At 48.0% G+C, this 17,936-nt stretch carries 18 protein-coding genes and 2 riboswitches; of the genes, 7 read left to right on the forward strand and 11 right to left on the reverse strand.

The genetic code is table 11. The features are described 5' to 3' along the window. Positions 1-7: 7 nt before the first annotated feature. Positions 8-118: riboswitch (guanidine-I (ykkC/yxkD leader) on the reverse strand. A 202-nt stretch (positions 119-320) separates the two neighbouring features. Next, positions 321-2,261, reverse strand: a complete 1,941-nt coding sequence (locus AC506A_RS07025) for an LTA synthase family protein (protein ID WP_495460249.1) — start codon at positions 2,259-2,261, stop codon at positions 321-323. Positions 2,262-2,288: 27 nt separating this feature from the next. Further along, positions 2,289-3,164: a radical SAM/SPASM domain-containing protein gene (locus tag AC506A_RS07030; RefSeq protein WP_495460250.1), complete on the reverse strand. Its 876-nt coding sequence runs from the start codon at positions 3,162-3,164 to the stop codon at positions 2,289-2,291. A 193-nt stretch (positions 3,165-3,357) separates the two neighbouring features. Between AC506A_RS07030 and AC506A_RS07035 the strand changes: the two genes are divergently transcribed. After that, a complete protein-coding gene (locus AC506A_RS07035; protein ID WP_495460251.1) occupies positions 3,358-4,164 on the forward strand; it encodes a hypothetical protein in 807 nt (268 codons plus the stop codon). Positions 4,165-4,848: 684 nt separating this feature from the next. Here AC506A_RS07035 and AC506A_RS07040 read toward each other — a convergent pair. The 4 genes from AC506A_RS07040 to AC506A_RS07055 form a co-directional block, all read right to left on the reverse strand. Continuing rightward, positions 4,849-5,175 (reverse strand): hypothetical protein, encoded by a 327-nt coding sequence (locus tag AC506A_RS07040; RefSeq protein WP_495460252.1) that lies wholly within the window; start codon positions 5,173-5,175, stop codon positions 4,849-4,851. A gap of 97 nt (positions 5,176-5,272) precedes the next feature. Further along, the gene (locus tag AC506A_RS07045) at positions 5,273-5,569 is read right to left on the reverse strand and encodes a DUF6509 family protein (RefSeq protein ID WP_495460253.1); all 297 of its coding nucleotides are present in this window, start codon (positions 5,567-5,569) and stop codon (positions 5,273-5,275) included. Between the two features lie 52 nt (positions 5,570-5,621). Then, positions 5,622-6,128, reverse strand: a complete 507-nt coding sequence (locus tag AC506A_RS07050; protein WP_495460254.1) for a methylated-DNA--[protein]-cysteine S-methyltransferase — start codon at positions 6,126-6,128, stop codon at positions 5,622-5,624. Positions 6,129-6,159: 31 nt separating this feature from the next. Beyond that, positions 6,160-6,708, reverse strand: a complete 549-nt coding sequence (locus AC506A_RS07055) for a bifunctional transcriptional activator/DNA repair enzyme AdaA (RefSeq protein ID WP_495460255.1) — start codon at positions 6,706-6,708, stop codon at positions 6,160-6,162. A gap of 180 nt (positions 6,709-6,888) precedes the next feature. Here AC506A_RS07055 and AC506A_RS07060 point away from each other — a divergent pair, with 180 nt between their 5' ends. After that, complete coding sequence (locus AC506A_RS07060; protein ID WP_495460256.1) at positions 6,889-7,785, forward strand: DNA-3-methyladenine glycosylase family protein; 897 nt, start codon at positions 6,889-6,891, stop codon at positions 7,783-7,785. Between the two features lie 47 nt (positions 7,786-7,832). Here the strand turns inward: AC506A_RS07060 and AC506A_RS07065 are convergent, their stop codons facing one another. Then, positions 7,833-8,051 carry a cold-inducible protein YdjO-related protein gene (locus AC506A_RS07065; protein ID WP_495460987.1) on the reverse strand — a complete coding sequence of 73 codons (219 nt, stop codon included), beginning with the start codon at positions 8,049-8,051 and terminating at the stop codon, positions 7,833-7,835. Between the two features lie 124 nt (positions 8,052-8,175). Continuing rightward, positions 8,176-8,283, forward strand: a riboswitch (guanidine-I (ykkC/yxkD leader). 93 nt (positions 8,284-8,376) lie between these two features. On the opposite strand from AC506A_RS07065, the gene AC506A_RS07070 reads away from it, so the two are divergent. Next, positions 8,377-9,729 (forward strand): APC family permease, encoded by a 1,353-nt coding sequence (locus tag AC506A_RS07070; RefSeq protein ID WP_495460257.1) that lies wholly within the window; start codon positions 8,377-8,379, stop codon positions 9,727-9,729. A gap of 31 nt (positions 9,730-9,760) precedes the next feature. On the opposite strand, the gene AC506A_RS07075 is transcribed toward AC506A_RS07070, so the two are convergent. The 3 genes from AC506A_RS07075 to AC506A_RS07085 all read right to left on the reverse strand — a co-directional run bounded on the left by AC506A_RS07075 (position 9,761) and on the right by AC506A_RS07085 (position 11,590). Then, on the reverse strand, positions 9,761-10,279 hold the full coding sequence (locus tag AC506A_RS07075; protein ID WP_495460258.1) for a glutathione peroxidase: 519 nt from the start codon (positions 10,277-10,279) through the stop codon (positions 9,761-9,763). A gap of 106 nt (positions 10,280-10,385) precedes the next feature. Then, on the reverse strand, positions 10,386-11,294 hold the full coding sequence (locus tag AC506A_RS07080; protein WP_495460259.1) for a hypothetical protein: 909 nt from the start codon (positions 11,292-11,294) through the stop codon (positions 10,386-10,388). A gap of 77 nt (positions 11,295-11,371) precedes the next feature. Beyond that, the gene (locus AC506A_RS07085) at positions 11,372-11,590 is read right to left on the reverse strand and encodes a hypothetical protein (protein ID WP_495460260.1); all 219 of its coding nucleotides are present in this window, start codon (positions 11,588-11,590) and stop codon (positions 11,372-11,374) included. Positions 11,591-11,782: 192 nt separating this feature from the next. Between AC506A_RS07085 and AC506A_RS07090 the strand changes: the two genes are divergently transcribed. The 4 genes from AC506A_RS07090 (at position 11,783) to AC506A_RS07105 (ending at position 16,277) form a co-directional block, all read left to right on the forward strand. Beyond that, positions 11,783-12,865 carry an endospore germination permease gene (locus AC506A_RS07090; RefSeq protein WP_495460261.1) on the forward strand — a complete coding sequence of 361 codons (1,083 nt, stop codon included), beginning with the start codon at positions 11,783-11,785 and terminating at the stop codon, positions 12,863-12,865. Next, positions 12,858-14,243 (forward strand): spore germination protein, encoded by a 1,386-nt coding sequence (locus AC506A_RS07095; protein WP_495460262.1) that lies wholly within the window; start codon positions 12,858-12,860, stop codon positions 14,241-14,243. Before AC506A_RS07090 ends, AC506A_RS07095 begins: the two co-directional genes overlap by 8 nt. Further along, on the forward strand, positions 14,240-15,349 hold the full coding sequence (locus AC506A_RS07100; RefSeq protein WP_495460263.1) for a Ger(x)C family spore germination protein: 1,110 nt from the start codon (positions 14,240-14,242) through the stop codon (positions 15,347-15,349). The genes AC506A_RS07095 and AC506A_RS07100 overlap by 4 nt, the downstream gene beginning before the upstream one ends. A 190-nt stretch (positions 15,350-15,539) precedes the next feature. After that, positions 15,540-16,277, forward strand: coding sequence for a C40 family peptidase (locus tag AC506A_RS07105; RefSeq protein WP_495460264.1), 738 nt, complete (start codon positions 15,540-15,542; stop codon positions 16,275-16,277). A gap of 214 nt (positions 16,278-16,491) precedes the next feature. Here AC506A_RS07105 and AC506A_RS07110 read toward each other — a convergent pair whose 3' ends face one another. Next, positions 16,492-17,820 carry a deoxyguanosinetriphosphate triphosphohydrolase family protein gene (locus AC506A_RS07110; RefSeq protein ID WP_495460265.1) on the reverse strand — a complete coding sequence of 443 codons (1,329 nt, stop codon included), beginning with the start codon at positions 17,818-17,820 and terminating at the stop codon, positions 16,492-16,494. Positions 17,821-17,936: the final 116 nt, after the last annotated feature.

The raw sequence follows: 17,936 nt of genomic DNA on the forward strand, positions 1-17,936 counted from the left end.
GATTGGTTTCTCCCAGGCTTTTATCCTTCCGTGTTATGCAGCGCTGCTGCACACCATCTCTCGGACCAGGCTTGCTTGAACGAGTCGCTCACGCAACGGAACCCTAGATGGTTAGTTGTTCTCAATAGCTAACATGAGAACCGATATTCAATTGTTAAAACCTGCTATTGATTCGTATTATAGGGGCGATTTTAGGGAAGTGTCAATCCTTATGTAAGGTATTATTACATTAACGTTCGTTAGGAAATGCAAACAACGACGAAAAACCTCCCCAATACGCTTCGTGACACGCACATTGGAGAGGCTGCTTTCAATCCGTATTAATGACGTTGCGGAAGCGATTTGACGTAACGGTCAGAAACATCCATTAGTTTCATCACATAATCATAGTCGCCTCGATATGGAGCAAGATTCGTCACCGGCTCAAGGGTCCGGATGTTTACCGCTTTGCCATCCTCGAAACCTTTACCCGGTACGAACAAAATATCGTTATTGTAGAACGAGCCTGTCGGCAAGTAGTACCTCGTGCCAAGTACATTCCGGTCCACATTAAGAAGATCATGACCGAAAGCCGTAAATTGCTCATCCTTAAGCGACACGCCAAGCAGATTCGCGACTGTCGGCATGATATCCAGCTGACCACCCACTTGTTCGACAACCTTACCTTCTTGACCAGGCGCATGGATAATCAGAGGAATATTAAACCGGCTGACTTGCGGGTCGTATTTGATGCCTAGCGATTGGCTCACGAATGCAGGATCATTATCGTTTGGCTGCAGTCCGAAGTGGTCTCCATACAGCACCAGAACGGTATTGTCCCATTGCCCGGTTGCTTTAAGGTTGTCAATCAACGTTCCAATTGCATAATCCGTATAGTTCACACCGAGCAAATAATTGCCGAGCTGCGTTCCTTTCAATTCTTCCGGAAGCTGCATTTTCATGCGGTCCATCGGAACTTCGAACGGGAAATGATTCGATACCGTAATAAACTGTCCATAATAAGGTTTGCTGCCTTCGCTCACTTCCTGCAGCTTCTGGACTCCTACGCGGTAAAGTTCCTCATCAGAGGCTCCGAAGCTGTTGTAATGATCGTTCGTGTAGTACGGCTTGTCAAAATAATGATCAAACCCTAGCGCTGCATACAGTTTGTTTCGATCCCAGAACGTCACATCATTCACATGGAACGTATTTGCGACATAGCCGTTCTTTTGCAGCAGTTTCGGCAGACTCGGGATATCCCGATCCCCGTAACCGGTCGACATCGCGATCTTCGCGGTCGGGTAAATGGATGTATTGGACATGAACTCGGCATCCGAAGTGTTTCCCTGCCCGATCTGCTGGAATACATGTGGGAAATAGAAACCTTCATCAGCCAGCTTGTTCAGCACAGGCGTCAGCTCTTGACCGCCGACAGAAAGATGAATCGGAAAGTTTTGAAACGCCTCCATCTGGATGACGATCAGATTCTTGCCCTTCTGTGAAGCGAAATACATCGGAACTCCACTCGTTCCATCCTTGTACGGATAAGAAGCTTGAAGATCGCTGGCTTCCTGCGTGATTTCGTCGATATTCCCTTCGGCAGCCACACTGTTGTCATGCGCTGCTTTAATCGCTGCCGATATTTGATAATTCAAGAAGCCTTCCTGCTCCGCTTCGACAAGCTCATTTTCGATAGGCATGCCAACCTGAATAACGCGAGCCGAAAGCGCAAAACTAAGGATTAGGATTAGTGTCATAACGACACGGTAAATTGGCGTCACAAGCGGCTTGCCATACCCGTAACCACTCCTTGAGCGCTCGCGTGAACCTCTAACTGCGACGATGATCCAAAGCGCTAACCCAATCACCAAATCGGCGAAAAACAAGTAGTGACTTAGTTGGATTGTCGATTCTACGCTTGAACCGATCTTCGTCACCTGGTGCAGTTCATATAACGCCGTGTAAGTCGGAACGTTACCGAAATGCTCAAAATACACAGCCGATGAGAATAATGCGAAGGAGTAAATCAAATTCACCGCGCCATATATGGCAGTGCGAAGCTTATTCGGTGTTGCAAGTTCAACTGCGCTGAGCAATACCAGTATTGCTCCGATGTCTGCGATAATTCGCGTCCAATCAATTTCCTGAAACAAGAAATAACGCAGCAGCAGCATTTTGGCAAGGAACATTACAATAGCGATATAAAATAGCGGAATTCTCGCGTTCTTCTCCTGGTTCAGAGAAAGCAGCGTTCTCCGCTGATGGATCGGTAATTGATTCATAACGACTTTCTATACCTTCTTTCTTTATTAACTGAACCGTTGCCTGAAGCCGCACTTCCGGCAAAGCTCTTCGACGACTTCCCTGCGCGAAAATCCGTCATACAGGCGGTTTGCACGATCACCTTCAATAATCTCCGAGAACGACGTTTGATGAATATTGCCAAGATTAATGACACCTTCGCCGTCTAAGCAGCAAGGCACGACCGTACCGTCGACCAGAATGCCGGCTTGATTGCGAAGCGCGTGGCAGAAGCCTTTGCCCTCGTCTTCCTTCTCCTTCAGATCCGGCCATTTGAACTCCACCTCGTGGTTCAAATAAACGCGATCCGCGATTTTAATCCCATTCCCACGTGTAAACTTCTCTTGAATGCGGAAATCCAGCTCAAATGCGTCTTCAATCTTCTGGAGAATCTCATGATTACGGTTAACCTCAACATTAACCTCATTGTCTTCAGCCAAATTCCACAACCGAAGCGAAACCAGCATATCCGAAGTGGCCACAGCCTCTTTCACGAACGACAGCACGCTGCCGACGTAGCCTTCTTTATCAACAGAGCCTTCATGACCGTCAAAGCTGTGCAGCGAGAAGTTCATTTGACGAAGTGCCGGTTTGCCCATGATCTTGTGCTTGGCTTTGTGCAGCAGCGTCCCGTTCGTCGTAATATTCACCTTGAAGCCGCGTTCATGGCTGATGTCGAGCAGCTGATCGATCTTCGGGTGCAGCAGCGGTTCGCCCTTCAGGTGGAAGTAAATATAATCGGTATGTGGTTTGATTTCATCTAATATTTTCGTGAAGTCTTCGACCTTAATGAAATTCGCCTGACGTTTCGTTTGCGGACAGAACGAGCAGGCAAGATTACAGACACTCGTAATTTCGATATAGAATTTCTTGAACTTTTTCATCCCATTAGGCCCCGTTCATACAATCAATATAAGTTGCTGCGCAATAACATACCCTCCATTATAAATCGCCGATGCAAAAGCTGTCCACTTAAGGACACTGGAAACGGCGGTTTCGGCGTTGACACAATCGGCAAGCGCATTTTATAATTGCAGTTCATGTGATTGAGAAATGTTATCAAAGGAGCGAGCACAAATGATGATGAACAAGCTCGTCATCGATTTCTCCCAATTCGATTCGTATTACTTGCGCGTGTCGCCGACAGGTGCTGCAACCCCCTCCTTCGAGATGCCTACGACAGATTTTTTGCGCGCCGATGCAGTGAAGCAGGCGATTGAGATCGCAAGTTTGACGGTACGCGCTACTGGCTCTGAGCTGGCAGCTTCTTTTATCGGCGGTTCATTATTCAATTTGTGCAAAGCAAGACTGCTCCTACTGTCCCAATATAACGTGCTGCTGGACATGTCGCTCGATATACTCACGTTTCAAATGGAAGATTTCGGGACTTATAATATGTTCGGCTATAAACTGCATGAAGTCCGTTATACAGAGATACCGAATGATGCCGACCGCGGACAGCTCGTCCGAGACACGCTCGAGGCAGATTTCCGAGACGTTGTGGGACCGATACTGAACGCCCTTGCTTCTGCGGGGAACCTCAAGCCCGCTGTCATTTGGATACAATTCGGCAGCATGCTGGCTAACATGATAACCACTTTCGAGGCAAAAGAAACCCCTGACGCCGTGCGGGAGCGCTTCGCTCACGATTGCAAGGTGCTCACGGAACAGCTCGCCCCCCGTCTGTTCGGCAGCAAACGTAATCCTTTCGCTCATACGCCGAGATATGTCGACAGCCCCTACCAGATCGGCGGCAAAACGATGATTCGTTCCGGCTGCTGCATGTATCACTGCCGCGAAGACGGCGACATGTGCTACAACTGCCCGAAACTCACCACCTCCCAGCGCGAAGAGCGCTATGCTCGTATCGTCGGCACCACTTAACCACTTCAAAGTGACGCCCAGAGTCGCGAAATCCGTCACTCAGCACTCCAACTAACCACTTTAACCCCGTGCCGGTTGCTGAGAGTCGGATAACCCTACTCTCACCTCCAAAACCACGCCTATATCACGCTGAGAGTCGCAGAATCCGTCTTTCAGTATTCCAACTAACCACTTTAACCCCGATTCGGATGCTGAGAGTCGGATAATCCTACTCTCACCTTCAAAACAACACCTATATCACGCTGAGAGTCGCAGAATCCGTCTTTCAGCATTCCAACTAACCACTTTAACCCCGATTCGGATGCTGAGAGTCGGTAAACCCCACTCTCACCTTCAAAACCACACCTATATCACGCTGAGAGTCGCAGAATCCGTCTTTCAGCATTCCAACTAACCACCTTACCGCCGATTCGGATGCTGAGAGTCGGAAAATCCCACTCTCACCTCCAAAACCACACCTATATCACGCTGAGAGTCGGAAAATCCTACTCTCACCACCATCCATTCCGCCGTTAGCTGCCCTCGGCAAATGCTGCGTGACGAAAGCGGCATATCCGCTTTCACGTCTCATTCCTGCCACATTCGACGCTCAAGAGCGGTATATCCTGGAAATCGCCACCAGGGGGAGACTTAAGCCAAAAACACAAAAAAGGCAGCCCCCTTCGGCTGCCTCATTATTCTCGATCACTCACTCGTCAGCATAGCGTGCATTTCGTCCTTCGATCGCTCCTGCTTGAGGACATGCTCCGCGGAAATGTCGGACTTGTTCTCATTGCGGAACCAATTGCCTTCCAGATAGTAGCCGTTGACTCTGGCCATCGAGTAGAACGCGCACAACTGATTAGCGATTCGGATGGCATGCTCTTTAGTTTGGGCCGAATATAACGTGTTACCGAAACTGAGTGGATTGTTGTTGCTTTGAATGTTGACATTGAATGGCCCTTCATCACCTTCTACCTGCTTCACCAAAATTTGGTTGTTGTAGCAATTCAGCAGATAATGAACTGTCATGTCATACACCGCCTTAATCACTTTGTTTCGGCCCGCTATTTGCTTGCCGTACAAACTATTACACACGCCTGCTGATTTCTAAGCAGTTCACCTTATTCTATTCTTCGGCTTCCGAGAAATGCGCTTTACAAAAACTATCAATGAGCTGCTCTTCCTCATCTTCCAGCTCTGCATCGACATAACGATCGTTAATGCGCTCGTACAGCTCATACTTCACGATGCTCGAAGTCTCGCCGTCCACTTTATAAATAACGCGGATATAAACGCCGTTCTCGACGAAAAGCTCATCATCTTCCGGCAAGTCCACATCCAATCTAAACTCGTACCGATCGCCGGTCAGTATGCCGAACGGGTCTTTAATTTTGTCCACCGAAAATTCTGTAATCGAAATCATTGCCTCATCCCTTCAAATTCTTCAAGTTATGCCTCATGTGCTAGTATATCGTCTAAATCGGAACACCTTCAAGCCTCAGCAACCGCTCCTTCGCATCCATCCCACCACGAAACCCGGTTAACGCACCGTTCTTCCCGATAACACGGTGACAAGGTACAACGATAAGCACCGGATTCGCACCGATTGCCGTTCCAACAGCTCGAACCGCACTCACCTTTCCAATCCGCTGCGCGATATCGGAGTAGGAGCAGGTTTGTCCATGCGGGATTTGCTCCAGCGCTTGCCAGACCAACTGCTGAAACGCCGTCCCTTTCACACTCAGCGGCAAATCAAAGCTTGTCAGCTCCCCATTCAAATATTCACCTAGCTGCTTCCTATATCCCTCTAATCGCCCGTCGTCTCTTGTTAACGTACAGCCGGGATAATGTTTCGCACACCACTCAGCCACATCTTCCAATGAAGCAGCAGGCGAGCTGACATAACTGAGCCCTTCATCCGTCGCAACAAGAATAAACCGCCACGATGCATCGTCAATCTCCGTCCAATACAAAGCTTTCATTATCCCCATCCTCCCCTAATCCCTTCAACTCTCATTGTTTCTCAGCAGCCATTCGATATGCCGATGGAGAGCTGCCCGTCTCCTTCTGAAATACGGTTGAAAAATGCGCCGCATTCGGATAGCCTGCTCGCACGCCAATTTCACTAATTGACATCTCGGATGCGCAAAGCATCTCTTTCGCCGCTGCCACACGCACCTGTTGCAAATACGAAGCAGGGGAGACGCCCTTGATTCGCTTAAACGTTCGCTGTATATGATAAGGACTGACATGCGCCAGCTCGGCTAATTTGGGCAATGTAAGCGGCTCTTCATATCGAGTGTCCATCACCGCTGCAATCGACTCCACCCACTCTTCCTCAGGAAGCCGCTTTCCTTCCGGTTTGCATCGTTTACACGGTCGATAATCACTCGCAAGCGCAGCTTCAGTATTCAAGAAGATGTGAACATGCTTCGGATTCGGGGTTCTCGACTTACAAGAGGGCCTGCAAAAAATTCCGGTCGAACTCACACCATAATAAAACTGACCGTCGTATGAAGCATCACAGCTCGCAATCGCCAGCCACATTTCGCTTGTCATCATCGGCATGCACCTCCATGAGAAGAAGTATACCCGCTTTACGTGGTTGATGTAAGCTTTCCCGCATGAGAACGCAAGATTACGAAAGCGGACCCGCACCAAAGTATGATACAACTAGTAATGTACTTCATCTTATACAGCTGCCGAGTCAAGCCCGATTGAAAGGAGACTTCCAAACGAGATATGCACGCGACTACGATTCATCCACCTGCTCCGTTCAGCAGTGCCCATATCATTGATTATTTGAAACGATCCAGTAACGAATGCTTATTTCATGTCGAAAATAATGCTGTATTGCGGCTTATTCCCACTGCGAGCCATCCCGTACTCATCCGAATCACACCTGATACTAACGATGCGCTAAACATCGAGTTCCCGGCTTTGAACGAGGAACCTTCTCAAGAACTTTGCGAGACAGCATATCGCTATGTATGGGATTGGTTTGACTGCGATCGCGACCTATTGCCGTTCTATGAATTGGCTGAGCAGGACGAACTGCTGCAAGGCACGGTCAAGCAGTTTTACGGCCTGCGAGTTGTGGGCATCGAAAACTTATTCGAGGCACTTAGTTGGGGAATTATGGGCCAGCAAATTAATTTAACTTTTGCCTACACACTCAAGCGACGATTCGTGGAGCGCTTCGGTTCTTCAATGGAATGGAATGGCCGACGTTACTTTACCTTCCCTACACCCGAAACCATCGCAGCTCTTCAGGTTTCCGACCTGACGGAGATGCAGTTTACTGGCCGCAAGTCCGAATATTTGATTGGAACCGCAACCGAGATCGCGGAAGGCCGATTATCCAAAGAACAGCTTCTGGCACTTCAAGACTGGTCAGCCATTGAGAAAGCACTGACCAGCATCCGCGGGATCGGCCCATGGACGGCTAACTATGTACTGATGCGCTGTTTACGAATGCCCGGTGCTTTCCCTATTGAAGACGCCGGACTTCACAATGCGCTCAAACACCTCATGCAGCGGACAGATAAACCATCCATCGCAGAGATCAAACAGCTCTCCTCAACCTGGGGCGACTGGAAAGCCTATGCTACCTTCTACCTCTGGCGGACTCTTTATTAGCGCTGCCTCCCCCTCCGAACACAAATAAAAAAGCCGCCAATAGGCGGCTACAAGTCAAATTCGTTCTTCTTCTTTCGAGGCTGCGATTTAATCTTATTCTGAACAGCAGGCAGATGCCTCATACTCCGATGCATTGGTCCTTTACAGATCGGACAAGCCTGTTCGCCGGCTTCGGCAAATTCCTCACGAACCCACGCCTTACAATCTGCGTTCTTACATTTCCAAATCTTCGTTACGATCAACTTCGGTTTATCCTCTTCATTCATAGACAATTTAAAGCATCCTTTCTCTTGCTGCCTGGACGAAGCTAGTTCGCACGCCATTAAATTTTCAATTGACGATCAGGTAGTTTATGTTATATTATCTAACAAAACAACGTAACTAAATATGCCATACGTTTTCTAGGGTTCCGCAGCAGCCATTCCGGCATGCTGGACTGGACCGAGAGAGAACGCACAGCCGCTGCTGTGTTCACGGAGGGATAAAAGCCCGGGAGGATCTCATTTAGGGATACCTTCCGCGCTTTTTTATTTTCAGCCATCCATCCTAAGATGTGATGGTTACACGCGGGATGACGGAAGGGTGCTGCACATGAACGCGAACGTACAAGTCAAACTAACGCCAACATTATCGTTATTCCAAATCGTATTCCTCGGCCTTGCTTGGATGACACCGATGATCTACTTCTCCATTTACGGCATTGCTTACGAGTCTTCCGCAGGGATGTTAACCCAAGCGTACTTGACCGCTTTTGTAGCCATCATGTTTACGGCTTACAGTTATGGTCATATGTCGAAGGCCCACTCTAGCTCTGGGTCTGCCTACTCTTATGTGAAGAAATCTATCCATCCCTACCTCGGCTTCCTTGTCGGATGGGCGTTGCTGCTGGATTACCTCTTCTCGCCTATAATCGCCTGCCTAACGTTCGGCATCTATATGCATGCACAATTTCCGGCCATACCGTCCTACCTATGGATGATCGGAATCAATTTGCTCATCACGCTAGTCAATTTGCGCGGCGCGTCATTCTCAGCCAATCTGAGCAAATGGTTCGTCCTCATTCAAATGGGTTTCATCGCCTTGTTTTGCATCTTGCTCTACCGAAACCTAACTTCCATAAGCGAGCCACTGGCGCCATTCCTCCAACACGAGATCCCCTTCACCACGATTCTTTCAGGCGCATCCATGATCTGCTTCTCCTTTCTTGGATTCGATTCCATAACGACAATGTCAGAAGAAACGAAGAACGCAAGCAAAACCATCCCCAGAGCCATCGGTATTATTATTGGGATCGCGATCGTTTTATATGTCGTACCGTCTTATTTAACTCAGCTTGCATTCCCGAATCCAATCCCGTTTGCCAACATCGATTCGGCCGGGCTTGAAATTGTGAAAATGGTCGGCGGAGCCATGCTTGGATCGGTATTCATCATTGTGCTCTTATTCGCAATCTTTACGCAAGGAATCTCTTCCGTTTCCAGCGTATCTAGGCTATTACTCGTCATGGGTCGCGAATCGATCCTGCCGGAGCGCATATTCGCCTATGTACACCCCAAGCTGAAGACGCCTGCGGTCAATATCTTAATCGTTGGCGTGGTTTCGATGTTCGCATTGGTCATCCGACTCGATACAGCTATCAAATTCGTGAATTTCGGCGCGCTTACCGCTTTCTTCTTTGTCAACTTATCTGTCATCTGCCACTACTACATCAAGGAACGGAAACGTACTGTAACAGGAACGCTAGCCTACTTGGTTCTGCCGGGTGCAGGTGCTTGTGTCATCGGTTACTTATTCCTCCTGCTGAGCAAGGATGCGCTTATAATGGGACTCATCTGGCTTATCATTGGTGTCCTTTATCAAGCCTATCGCAAACTAGACGCCTTAAAACTAATCCTGCAAAGAACCAAAACCTTCTCGATCGAGAAATCAAAAAGCACCCCTTAAGGGGTGCTTTCATCATTCCATGTACATACAGTTAGTCATTAACCGTATTTGGCGCCGCTCCCAGGCTGCCATTATTAATCAAGCTGCGAAGATCCGGCTCAATTGCCGCTGGATCCGTCGAAGCCGGATATTGTTTCACAACGTTGCCTTCTTGATCAATCAGGAATTTCACGAAATTCCACTCGATTGTCCCGGTATGGTAAGGGGCAGGCGCTGCGTCCACAAGATATTTATATAACGGATGAGCATCTTCGCCAATCACGTCAATTTTCGCAAACATAGGGAAGGTTACGCCGTAATTCAGCTCGCAAAAGCTTGCAATCTCCTCGTTCGTCCCCGGCTCTTGACCTTTAAATTGATTACACGGGAAACCAAGTACAACCAGATTCTCGTCCTTATGGGCATCATAAATTTGCTGCAGCCCTTTGTAATGTGGGGTAAGTCCACATGCGCTTGCCGTGTTGACGATCAGAAGCGTCTTGCCTTTATATGCTGACAACGACTGCTCTTCGCCAGTAATGGTCTGGACGGTGAAATCGTAAATGCTCATCGATGGATTCCTCCTGAATTGAGTTCACAGTATATTGCATTTAATTAAATTGTATAAAATGATTATAGCCCATGAACACCACTTCGAGCAACCCCTAAAAAATTCACTATTCCTTCGTTAACACCTTCTGCAGCAGCCTTACCAGCTCATCCACATCCTGCCAGATCAGCGGTCTGACCCCTTGCGGGAGCTGCTGTTCCGCCACTTGGCTTGTCCATATGATCGGAATCTCATTACCCATAGCAAATCCCGCACGAAGCCACAGCTCCGCATTAGGTTCGGTCACATCTGCTACAAACAGCTTGCAGTTGCTCACCTCTTGCAGCATTGATTCAATCGGCTTAGGATCAAGTCGCTGAGACAGATCTTCCTCCAGAAACTTCGGCGCATAACCAAGCTGGATCAATCTCGGGAACACCGTTTCCAGCCATCCTCTGCTTGCGTCCTCATCATAACCGCTAAGCTGAACATAACAAGGCTTTAGCGCTTTACCACTCGCGGTGTTAGCTGCTTCCACCCAACCTTTCTCCGTCAGCTTAAACGTCGAGCCGATGCGCTCGATATATCCTTCTTCTTTCATTTTCTCCGTGATGAAAACAAGCTCTTGCAAATTTAAGGAATAAGTCAAATTATAGCTTTGCGAGAACTGATTAATGACTACCGCATCACCTGGCCCACTCGTATGCCGGTGCAAATAGCGGAGAAGTCGATTCCCCTTCTCTTCGGTTGTGATTGGGATTTGCGGCGATTGCAGGATCGTTTCCCGATCATCGTAAGTGATAATTACCTTCTCATCACAATCCGTTTGTTCCCGAATGTAAGCCGACAGAATCGGGAACGAATTCCGTTTCTCCGAATAGGACAACAGACGGTAAGGCTCATAGCTGTCTTCACGCAGTCCATAAGAACCGCCCGGCGCGCACATACAGTCGATGTACCATTCGTTGCCGCCTTTTCGTTTTACTTTGACAAGCTCATCACAGAATAAACAACGTTTCGATTCTAAAACTTCCATGAATCTAATCACCCCTTACTTAACGATTCGCAGCCGCCGCCTCCGATTAGGGCGCAAAGGGGATTAAGCTTCTCTCATTATTGTCCCACAGCCTCGCCATCCCGTTGCGTGAGAACCCACTTTGCTCCGTCCCAGCGCAGCACATCACCGACCACGATTTCCTTCCCCGCCTTCTCGCGAGACAATGTGAGCACCTTGCCGTTCACTTCTATGACAAGGTTATGCTCCTCTATGGCAACAACTTTCCCCAGCCGTTGAATGGCGCACTTGACCGTAGTATTCGCTTCATGTTCCATCTCTATAGCCCCTTCAGGTCAAATGTGAAAAACCTCAATGATTCGTACATTTAATTATACGCTTCTGCAGTGTTAGGGCAACCACCACCACACTCCAGCCCAGGCGTTGTGCGTGAGACTGCCATTTTTATGCATAAAATTCGACAAATTGGAAATTTTAAGCAGACTGCCATTGAAAGGAGGATTATGGATTTGAAAGATAAAATCACCCCTTTCCAAATGTCCACACTGCTGGTTACGTTTATCGGAATCTCCAACCATGTCATCCTTATTCCCATCTTGCTGGATACGGCAAATCGCGACTCCTGGATCGCTGTATTGGCGGCTATCATCCCTTCCTTACTTCTTGGCATGCTGTATGTGTATATCTACAAACATATACCTTCCTCGTTATCCACCTGGATGATCGAGAAAGCGCCTACGTTTATTTGGCTAATTTTCACACTGCTGTTCACCCTATATTTCTTAACTCAAGCGAGTATAAGCATACGGGATACGATTATGTGGTCCAATTCGTCTTACTTAACCTATACCCCGCAATGGGTAGTTGGCCTATGCCTTATTGGCATTAGTTATTTCACAGCAAGAAAAGGTTTGGCTGCCATCGCCATCACCAATGGCATTCTGCTGCCCTTCATTATTGCGGCCGGATTCTACGTGATGACCGTGAACTTTCAATATAAAGATTACAATTACCTCTTTCCCATCTTCAAAAATTCGGCGCAAGCGATCACGAAAGGCGCTTGGTATACGACATCGGGCATCACAGAGATCTTCATGGTGTTCTTCCTGAAGGACGAAGTCAAAGGGAAGCTGTCGCGACTCAATATAAGTCTTGTCGTTCTCATGTTGATTGAACTAACGTTCGGCCCATTGACTGGCGTAATCGCGATGTTTGGTCCGTTCGAAGCTACGCTGCTGAGGTACCCAACCTACGAGCAGTGGCGAATGGCGGCCATCGGAAGCATGCTGAGCCAAACCGACTTCATGTCCATTTATCAATGGCTGGCTGGAGCATTTATACGAATCTCATTGGCGATCTACATCATTCACACGCTGTGGGTGAAGAAATGGAAGCATCCCGAGATTTTGCTCATTCTGATCTCATTGTTCCTATTTGTAGTCAATCTGCTCAAGCTATCTGATGTGTGGTTCCACAGTCATGTGAAAACCTACTATACAAGTTCCAGTATGATTTGCGGCATAGTTTCTGTAGTGCTCTTAATTTGCATTTGGTCAGGAAAGAACAAGAAGGCGGTGCAGCGAAATGGCTAGCATAAGCGAAAGCGATATCCGGCTGTTATTCGAGGACTGCGGCGATGTTACCTTCGAGAAGAACGGCACCTTTCTATTCCTATTCTGCGAAGGGTTATCCAGCCGTGAGCAGATCAATGAAATCAGTACACACAGCGCGGACGTATGGCGGCAGCACCCCTTAACGCTTACATCCCAGTGGAAGAACGAGCTCTCCTCTTACGTCTTCAACGGAAACTTAGTCCTTTACGATTTGGAAATGGCTAGCTGTTATATGCAATACGTATCGGATCAGCCCCAAAGAAACACGGAAGAGTCCGTAACGGAAACGTCTACGAAGGGAGCACGTGACGGATTTACCGAGAGTATCGAGACGAATTTGGCGCTGATTCGCAAACGATTGGCTACCCCAACACTTAAAGTCGAATCCTTTACAATCGGCGTCCGGAGCCAAACCGCGATAAAATTGCTTTTCATAAAGGATATCGCGAACAAACAGGCAGTCGATGAGGCTAGGGCAAGATTGCGGAAAATACATATTGATGCGCTCGTCACGAGCTCGCAGCTAGAGGAAGCTATATCGGATCGTTCTTATTCGGTGATCCCCCTTATCGACAATACCGGGCGGCCGGATTTTGCCGCAGAGTGCCTGATGAGCGGCCGTTTTGTCATTTTGCTTAACAACTCACCGCTAGCCATTATCGCGCCTATTACGCTTACATCGCTCATCAACTCACCGGAAGATGGCTATTTCCGGTCGGTGATCAGCTCTTTTCAACGGTTGATCCGATTTTGCGGCTGGTTTTTGGCACTGTTCCTGCCCGCATTCTACATTGCGCTAATCGGATTTAATTTCGAACAAGTACCATTGCCTTTATTGGCTACAATCGCCTCGAATCGTATCGGACTTCCACTCTCGCTTCCATTCGAGGCGATTACCGTGCTTATCTTGTTTGAGTTGTTTAAGGAAGCCGGACAGCGGCTGCCAAAGTCGGTTGGCCCAACCGTAACCGTTGTCGGCGGTATCATCGTTGGCGATGCTGCCATACGTGCCGGCATTACTTCACCTACAGTGACTGTTGTGGCTGCCACCACGGTGATAGCCGGGTACACACTCGTGAACCCAACGCTAAGCGGCATCGTGTCGATTGTCCGCATCGCCATTATGATCATCTCCTCCATCCTTGGCATGTTCGGGTTCTTCATGTCCATCTTCTTCGTTGTCGCTTATTTGTCCGATCTCAAATCATTCGGGATCCCGTACCTCTCTCCGATTTCACCGCCATCGCGGGCAGATATTGTAGCAGCGCTGTTTAAGAAACCGGCCAATAACATGAATAAGCGACCGCAGAACCTAAATTTACAGGACGATACGAGGATGAAGGATGGACAACCATGAACCGGATCTGGAAGGCGGGCTTGGTCAGCTGCATCATGTTATCCTTGTGCGGCTGCTGGGACGTGAAGAATATTCAATATTTCAACTTCGTCACTGTAATGGGGATTGATTACGTCGACGGAAAATATAAAATTTATGCGCAAATCAATGACCTTACTACGATGGCCAAGCAAGAAGGCGGCGGACAAAGTCCAAAACCAGTCGTGATCGGAAGAGGTGAAGGCGAAAGCATCGGGATGGCGGTGTTCGATCTACAGAAGGAAAGCCAGATGCGAATGGATTGGACACAGAATAAAGCGTTTATATTCAGTGATCGCTTGCTTGCCAAGGGAGTCTTCGAAATCCATGACGAATTGATGCGAACACGCGATCAACGATATACGCCTTGGGTATTTGCTACGAATGAAGATTTGGCAGAAATCCTTAGCACCATGCCGATCACCGGCAGCTCCTATGTATCCACACTGTACTATCAGCCCAATCTTTTATTTAAACAGCTTCAATCTTCCTTTGAACCCATTAAATATCAACACTTCATTCGATCTTCAAGGGAACCGTTCGAGACGACCTTGCTTGACCATGTAAAGCTATCGAAAAACTGGAAGAAAGGCGGGAAACCTTTTACACTGCCAATCGTGGATGGTCTTGTCGCGTTAAAGAACGGAAAGAGCGAAGCTCGATTCAACCGTGAAGAAGCAAGCGGTGTGAAATGGTTAAAGAACAACACATTACGCGGCCTTCTCCCCATCAAGGATGAACAAGGTCATTTCGTTGGAACTGCGGCACTGCGAAGTAATAAGGTGAAGAAAAAAGCCGCATATAAGGACGGTAAACGAGTTGTTAAACTGTACGTCAGCATGGACGCCGCTCTTCGAGAGCAGAAGAAGCCGCTCAGTCTATCTGAAATGAATAAGCTGCTCGAGAAGAGCTTATTTGATGAAATTACGAAAACCTATGAAGCAGGTAAGAAACGATCTGTTGATATTTACTCCCTCAACAGAGTCTGGTATCGCAAAGGCCTTGCCGTAAACGAAGAAATTCCGGGTATAGAGCTGCATGTTAAGGTTAAGCTTTTGGCCACAAGTATGCTCGAGCTGCGGAAGTGACTCTTTAGTAAGTCAAGACCGATTACATTAGTCTTTTCTAATCGTATTCTCATAATCGGGATCATCCGCTATGTTTCATGGGGCTTCCGCCCACATTGGAAAGTGGTGGTACAAAATGCTGTGCTATAGTGTTCCTAGGCAAGCACAGCGGCCTGTACCACACTACATTTCAGTACAGGAGGAATTCATCATGACAAACACACTAAACAACCATAACCGTTTAAATAAAAAACTACTGAGCATCACATTAGGCTTATCCATTGCATTCGGCGGCGGAAGCATGCTCTTCACACCGAATACAACTCATGCGGCGACAACTGCGAGTACGAGTACAACTTCCTCAATTGTGGATGACATTATTGCAACAGGTAAACAATATATAGGTGTCCCATACAAATTCGGTGCCAAATCAACGACAACGACTGCATTCGACTGTTCTTCTTTTGTTCAATATATTTTCAAGCAGAATGGCATTGAGCTGCCGCGTTCGTCCAGACAGCAATCAAAAGTCGGTACAAAGGTAACTAAGGATCAACTGCAGCCCGGTGATCTGGTGTTCTCGGATACGAATCGAGATGGTATCATCAATCACGTCAGTCTCTATATTGGCGACGACAAATTGCTTCAAACGTATCGTGTCGGTGTCGGTGTAACGGTGTCGAAATTCTCAGGCAGCTCTTGGGATAAGACATTTGTAACGGCACGTCATGTCATTGCTGACGACAATACCGGCAATAACGACGGCAGCGAAAACTCCGATAATAGCGATAACGGCAATACTGATAATGGCAGCATTGATGAAGGCAACACTGGCGACAATAACGATAATATTGGTACGGTTGACGATACTCAGCCAGTGGAGTCAATTGATTCCACAACGCCAACGCAATCATCCGGCAATTCCGGCCATCATTACTGGAATCGATAAGGGCTACGCTTGGAATTAATCCACCACCAAATACAATTATCGGCTGTCCCAAAAGTGCATGTATTGGCTTTTAGGGCAGCTTTTTCGACTTTTTCCCAGCACATTCAAACGCTAACGAATCGTATAGGCCTTATATGCCATGGTGCAGCTTATCGCTTCCAGTGATTCATGCGCACAACAAAGAAGAGGCTGCAGCTATGCAGCCTCTTCTCGTTTAATCCCTGTCATACAATAAACCGCCTTTTGTCGTAGACGCGCTTCCATAAAATTCAGCATAAACCTTCTCCGCATAGGCATCCGTCATACCTGCAATATAATCGGATACCATCCGCTCCCATGGCCAAACATCCTTCAGCCGCTCGTAGCTTTCCAGCCAATCCGGCGGTATGATCAACCGACCTGAGTCTTGTACTTTGAAGCTGTCCCATAATCGTTTAATGATAATCTCACTGCGTTTATGAAGCCGCTGCACCCGGAAATCCTTGATCAGCATCACCCAAGCCAACTTCTTCAAAATCTCCATCGTGCGCAGCAGCTCCATGTCCTGTACGCCGTCGCGGACGAAGGTGACCCGTTTCCATCCTGTTTCCGGATCATCGATAATTCCGACTCCGCTGACAAACTTCCTCACCCACCGCGCTTTCATCTCTCTGCGCGTGCGTGACGGCTCTCTGCCACATTCCACATAGATGCTTTCCCACTGCTCCAAATAATGATGCAGCGCCTGCTTCACCATCAGTTTCATATCGACCTGTTCCCAGTGCATCACTTCATTGCCGGGATCATTGACGATTTCCTGCATGACATTCGCGACGAGACGATCATCTTCGAACAAGCTGGGATTCATCTGGATCTTTCCTGCACGGATACCATCCTCTATATCATGTGTAGAGTATGCAATATCGTCACACAGGTCCATAAGCTGCGCTTCAAGAGTTGCACAGCCGTCCGGCATCCCCCAAGCACTGCGCAGCGCGCTGATCCCTTCCCATTCCATGCTGTAGACACCTTTCAGTCGACCGGCGTCATCGAGGCAGAACGGGTATTTATTAATTGCGAGCAGCACAGCGGCTGTGAGATCAAGTCCGCTATCACTTCCTGCACGCTTCTCCAGAAACATTAAGATCCGATAATTTTGAGCGTTGCCTTCATATTTAAGTCCGCACTCGTCTAAGAGCAATTCATTGAGCACTTCTTCCCCTTTATGGCCAAAAGGAGGATGCCCCAAGTCATGGGCGAGCGATGCGCATTCCACTACCTCTGGGTCGAGCATCAGTCCCGGATGTTCTTTCTTCGCCAGGAACGAATAACTTTTCCCAAGCTTACGAGCCACTTCCCGCGCAATTTGCGACACTTCAAGCGAATGCGTCAGACGTGTTCGATAGTAGTCACCGGAGCCTGCTCCGAATACTTGTGATTTGCCCTGCAGGCGACGAAATGCCGGGGATTGAATTAATCTGGCATAGTCTTTCTCATACTCATCCCGATCCTCGCTGGAGTGGATGTTCTCGAAATCAAATAACCGCATTTTTCGTACGTTCATCTGCATTCGCCTCCGTTTCTCGCTGTCTTATCATCATTCTATGTAGAATGAGGGCCAATAGCAAATAAAAAACCCCACAAATCTGACGTCCAGGGATAGAGGCCCTAACGTCAGAA

The organism is Paenibacillus sp. N22P23 (assembly GCF_059383735.1).

Bases quoted from the DNA above. Each gene is read 5' to 3' on its own strand.
- AC506A_RS07025 (WP_495460249.1), bottom strand. From the start codon at position 2,261: ATGAATCAATTACCGATCCATCAGCGGAGAACGCTGCTTTCTCTGAAC.
- AC506A_RS07030 (WP_495460250.1), bottom strand. From the start codon at position 3,164: ATGAAAAAGTTCAAGAAATTCTATATCGAAATTACGAGTGTCTGTAAT.
- AC506A_RS07035 (WP_495460251.1), top strand. From the start codon at position 3,358: ATGATGATGAACAAGCTCGTCATCGATTTCTCCCAATTCGATTCGTAT.
- AC506A_RS07040 (WP_495460252.1), bottom strand. From the start codon at position 5,175: ATGACAGTTCATTATCTGCTGAATTGCTACAACAACCAAATTTTGGTG.
- AC506A_RS07045 (WP_495460253.1), bottom strand. From the start codon at position 5,569: ATGATTTCGATTACAGAATTTTCGGTGGACAAAATTAAAGACCCGTTC.
- AC506A_RS07050 (WP_495460254.1), bottom strand. From the start codon at position 6,128: ATGAAAGCTTTGTATTGGACGGAGATTGACGATGCATCGTGGCGGTTT.
- AC506A_RS07055 (WP_495460255.1), bottom strand. From the start codon at position 6,708: ATGATGACAAGCGAAATGTGGCTGGCGATTGCGAGCTGTGATGCTTCA.
- AC506A_RS07060 (WP_495460256.1), top strand. From the start codon at position 6,889: ATGCACGCGACTACGATTCATCCACCTGCTCCGTTCAGCAGTGCCCAT.
- AC506A_RS07065 (WP_495460987.1), bottom strand. From the start codon at position 8,051: ATGAATGAAGAGGATAAACCGAAGTTGATCGTAACGAAGATTTGGAAA.
- AC506A_RS07070 (WP_495460257.1), top strand. From the start codon at position 8,377: ATGAACGCGAACGTACAAGTCAAACTAACGCCAACATTATCGTTATTC.
- AC506A_RS07075 (WP_495460258.1), bottom strand. From the start codon at position 10,279: ATGAGCATTTACGATTTCACCGTCCAGACCATTACTGGCGAAGAGCAG.
- AC506A_RS07080 (WP_495460259.1), bottom strand. From the start codon at position 11,294: ATGGAAGTTTTAGAATCGAAACGTTGTTTATTCTGTGATGAGCTTGTC.
- AC506A_RS07085 (WP_495460260.1), bottom strand. From the start codon at position 11,590: ATGGAACATGAAGCGAATACTACGGTCAAGTGCGCCATTCAACGGCTG.
- AC506A_RS07095 (WP_495460262.1), top strand. From the start codon at position 12,858: ATGGCTAGCATAAGCGAAAGCGATATCCGGCTGTTATTCGAGGACTGC.
- AC506A_RS07100 (WP_495460263.1), top strand. From the start codon at position 14,240: ATGAACCGGATCTGGAAGGCGGGCTTGGTCAGCTGCATCATGTTATCC.
- AC506A_RS07105 (WP_495460264.1), top strand. From the start codon at position 15,540: ATGACAAACACACTAAACAACCATAACCGTTTAAATAAAAAACTACTG.
- AC506A_RS07110 (WP_495460265.1), bottom strand. From the start codon at position 17,820: ATGAACGTACGAAAAATGCGGTTATTTGATTTCGAGAACATCCACTCC.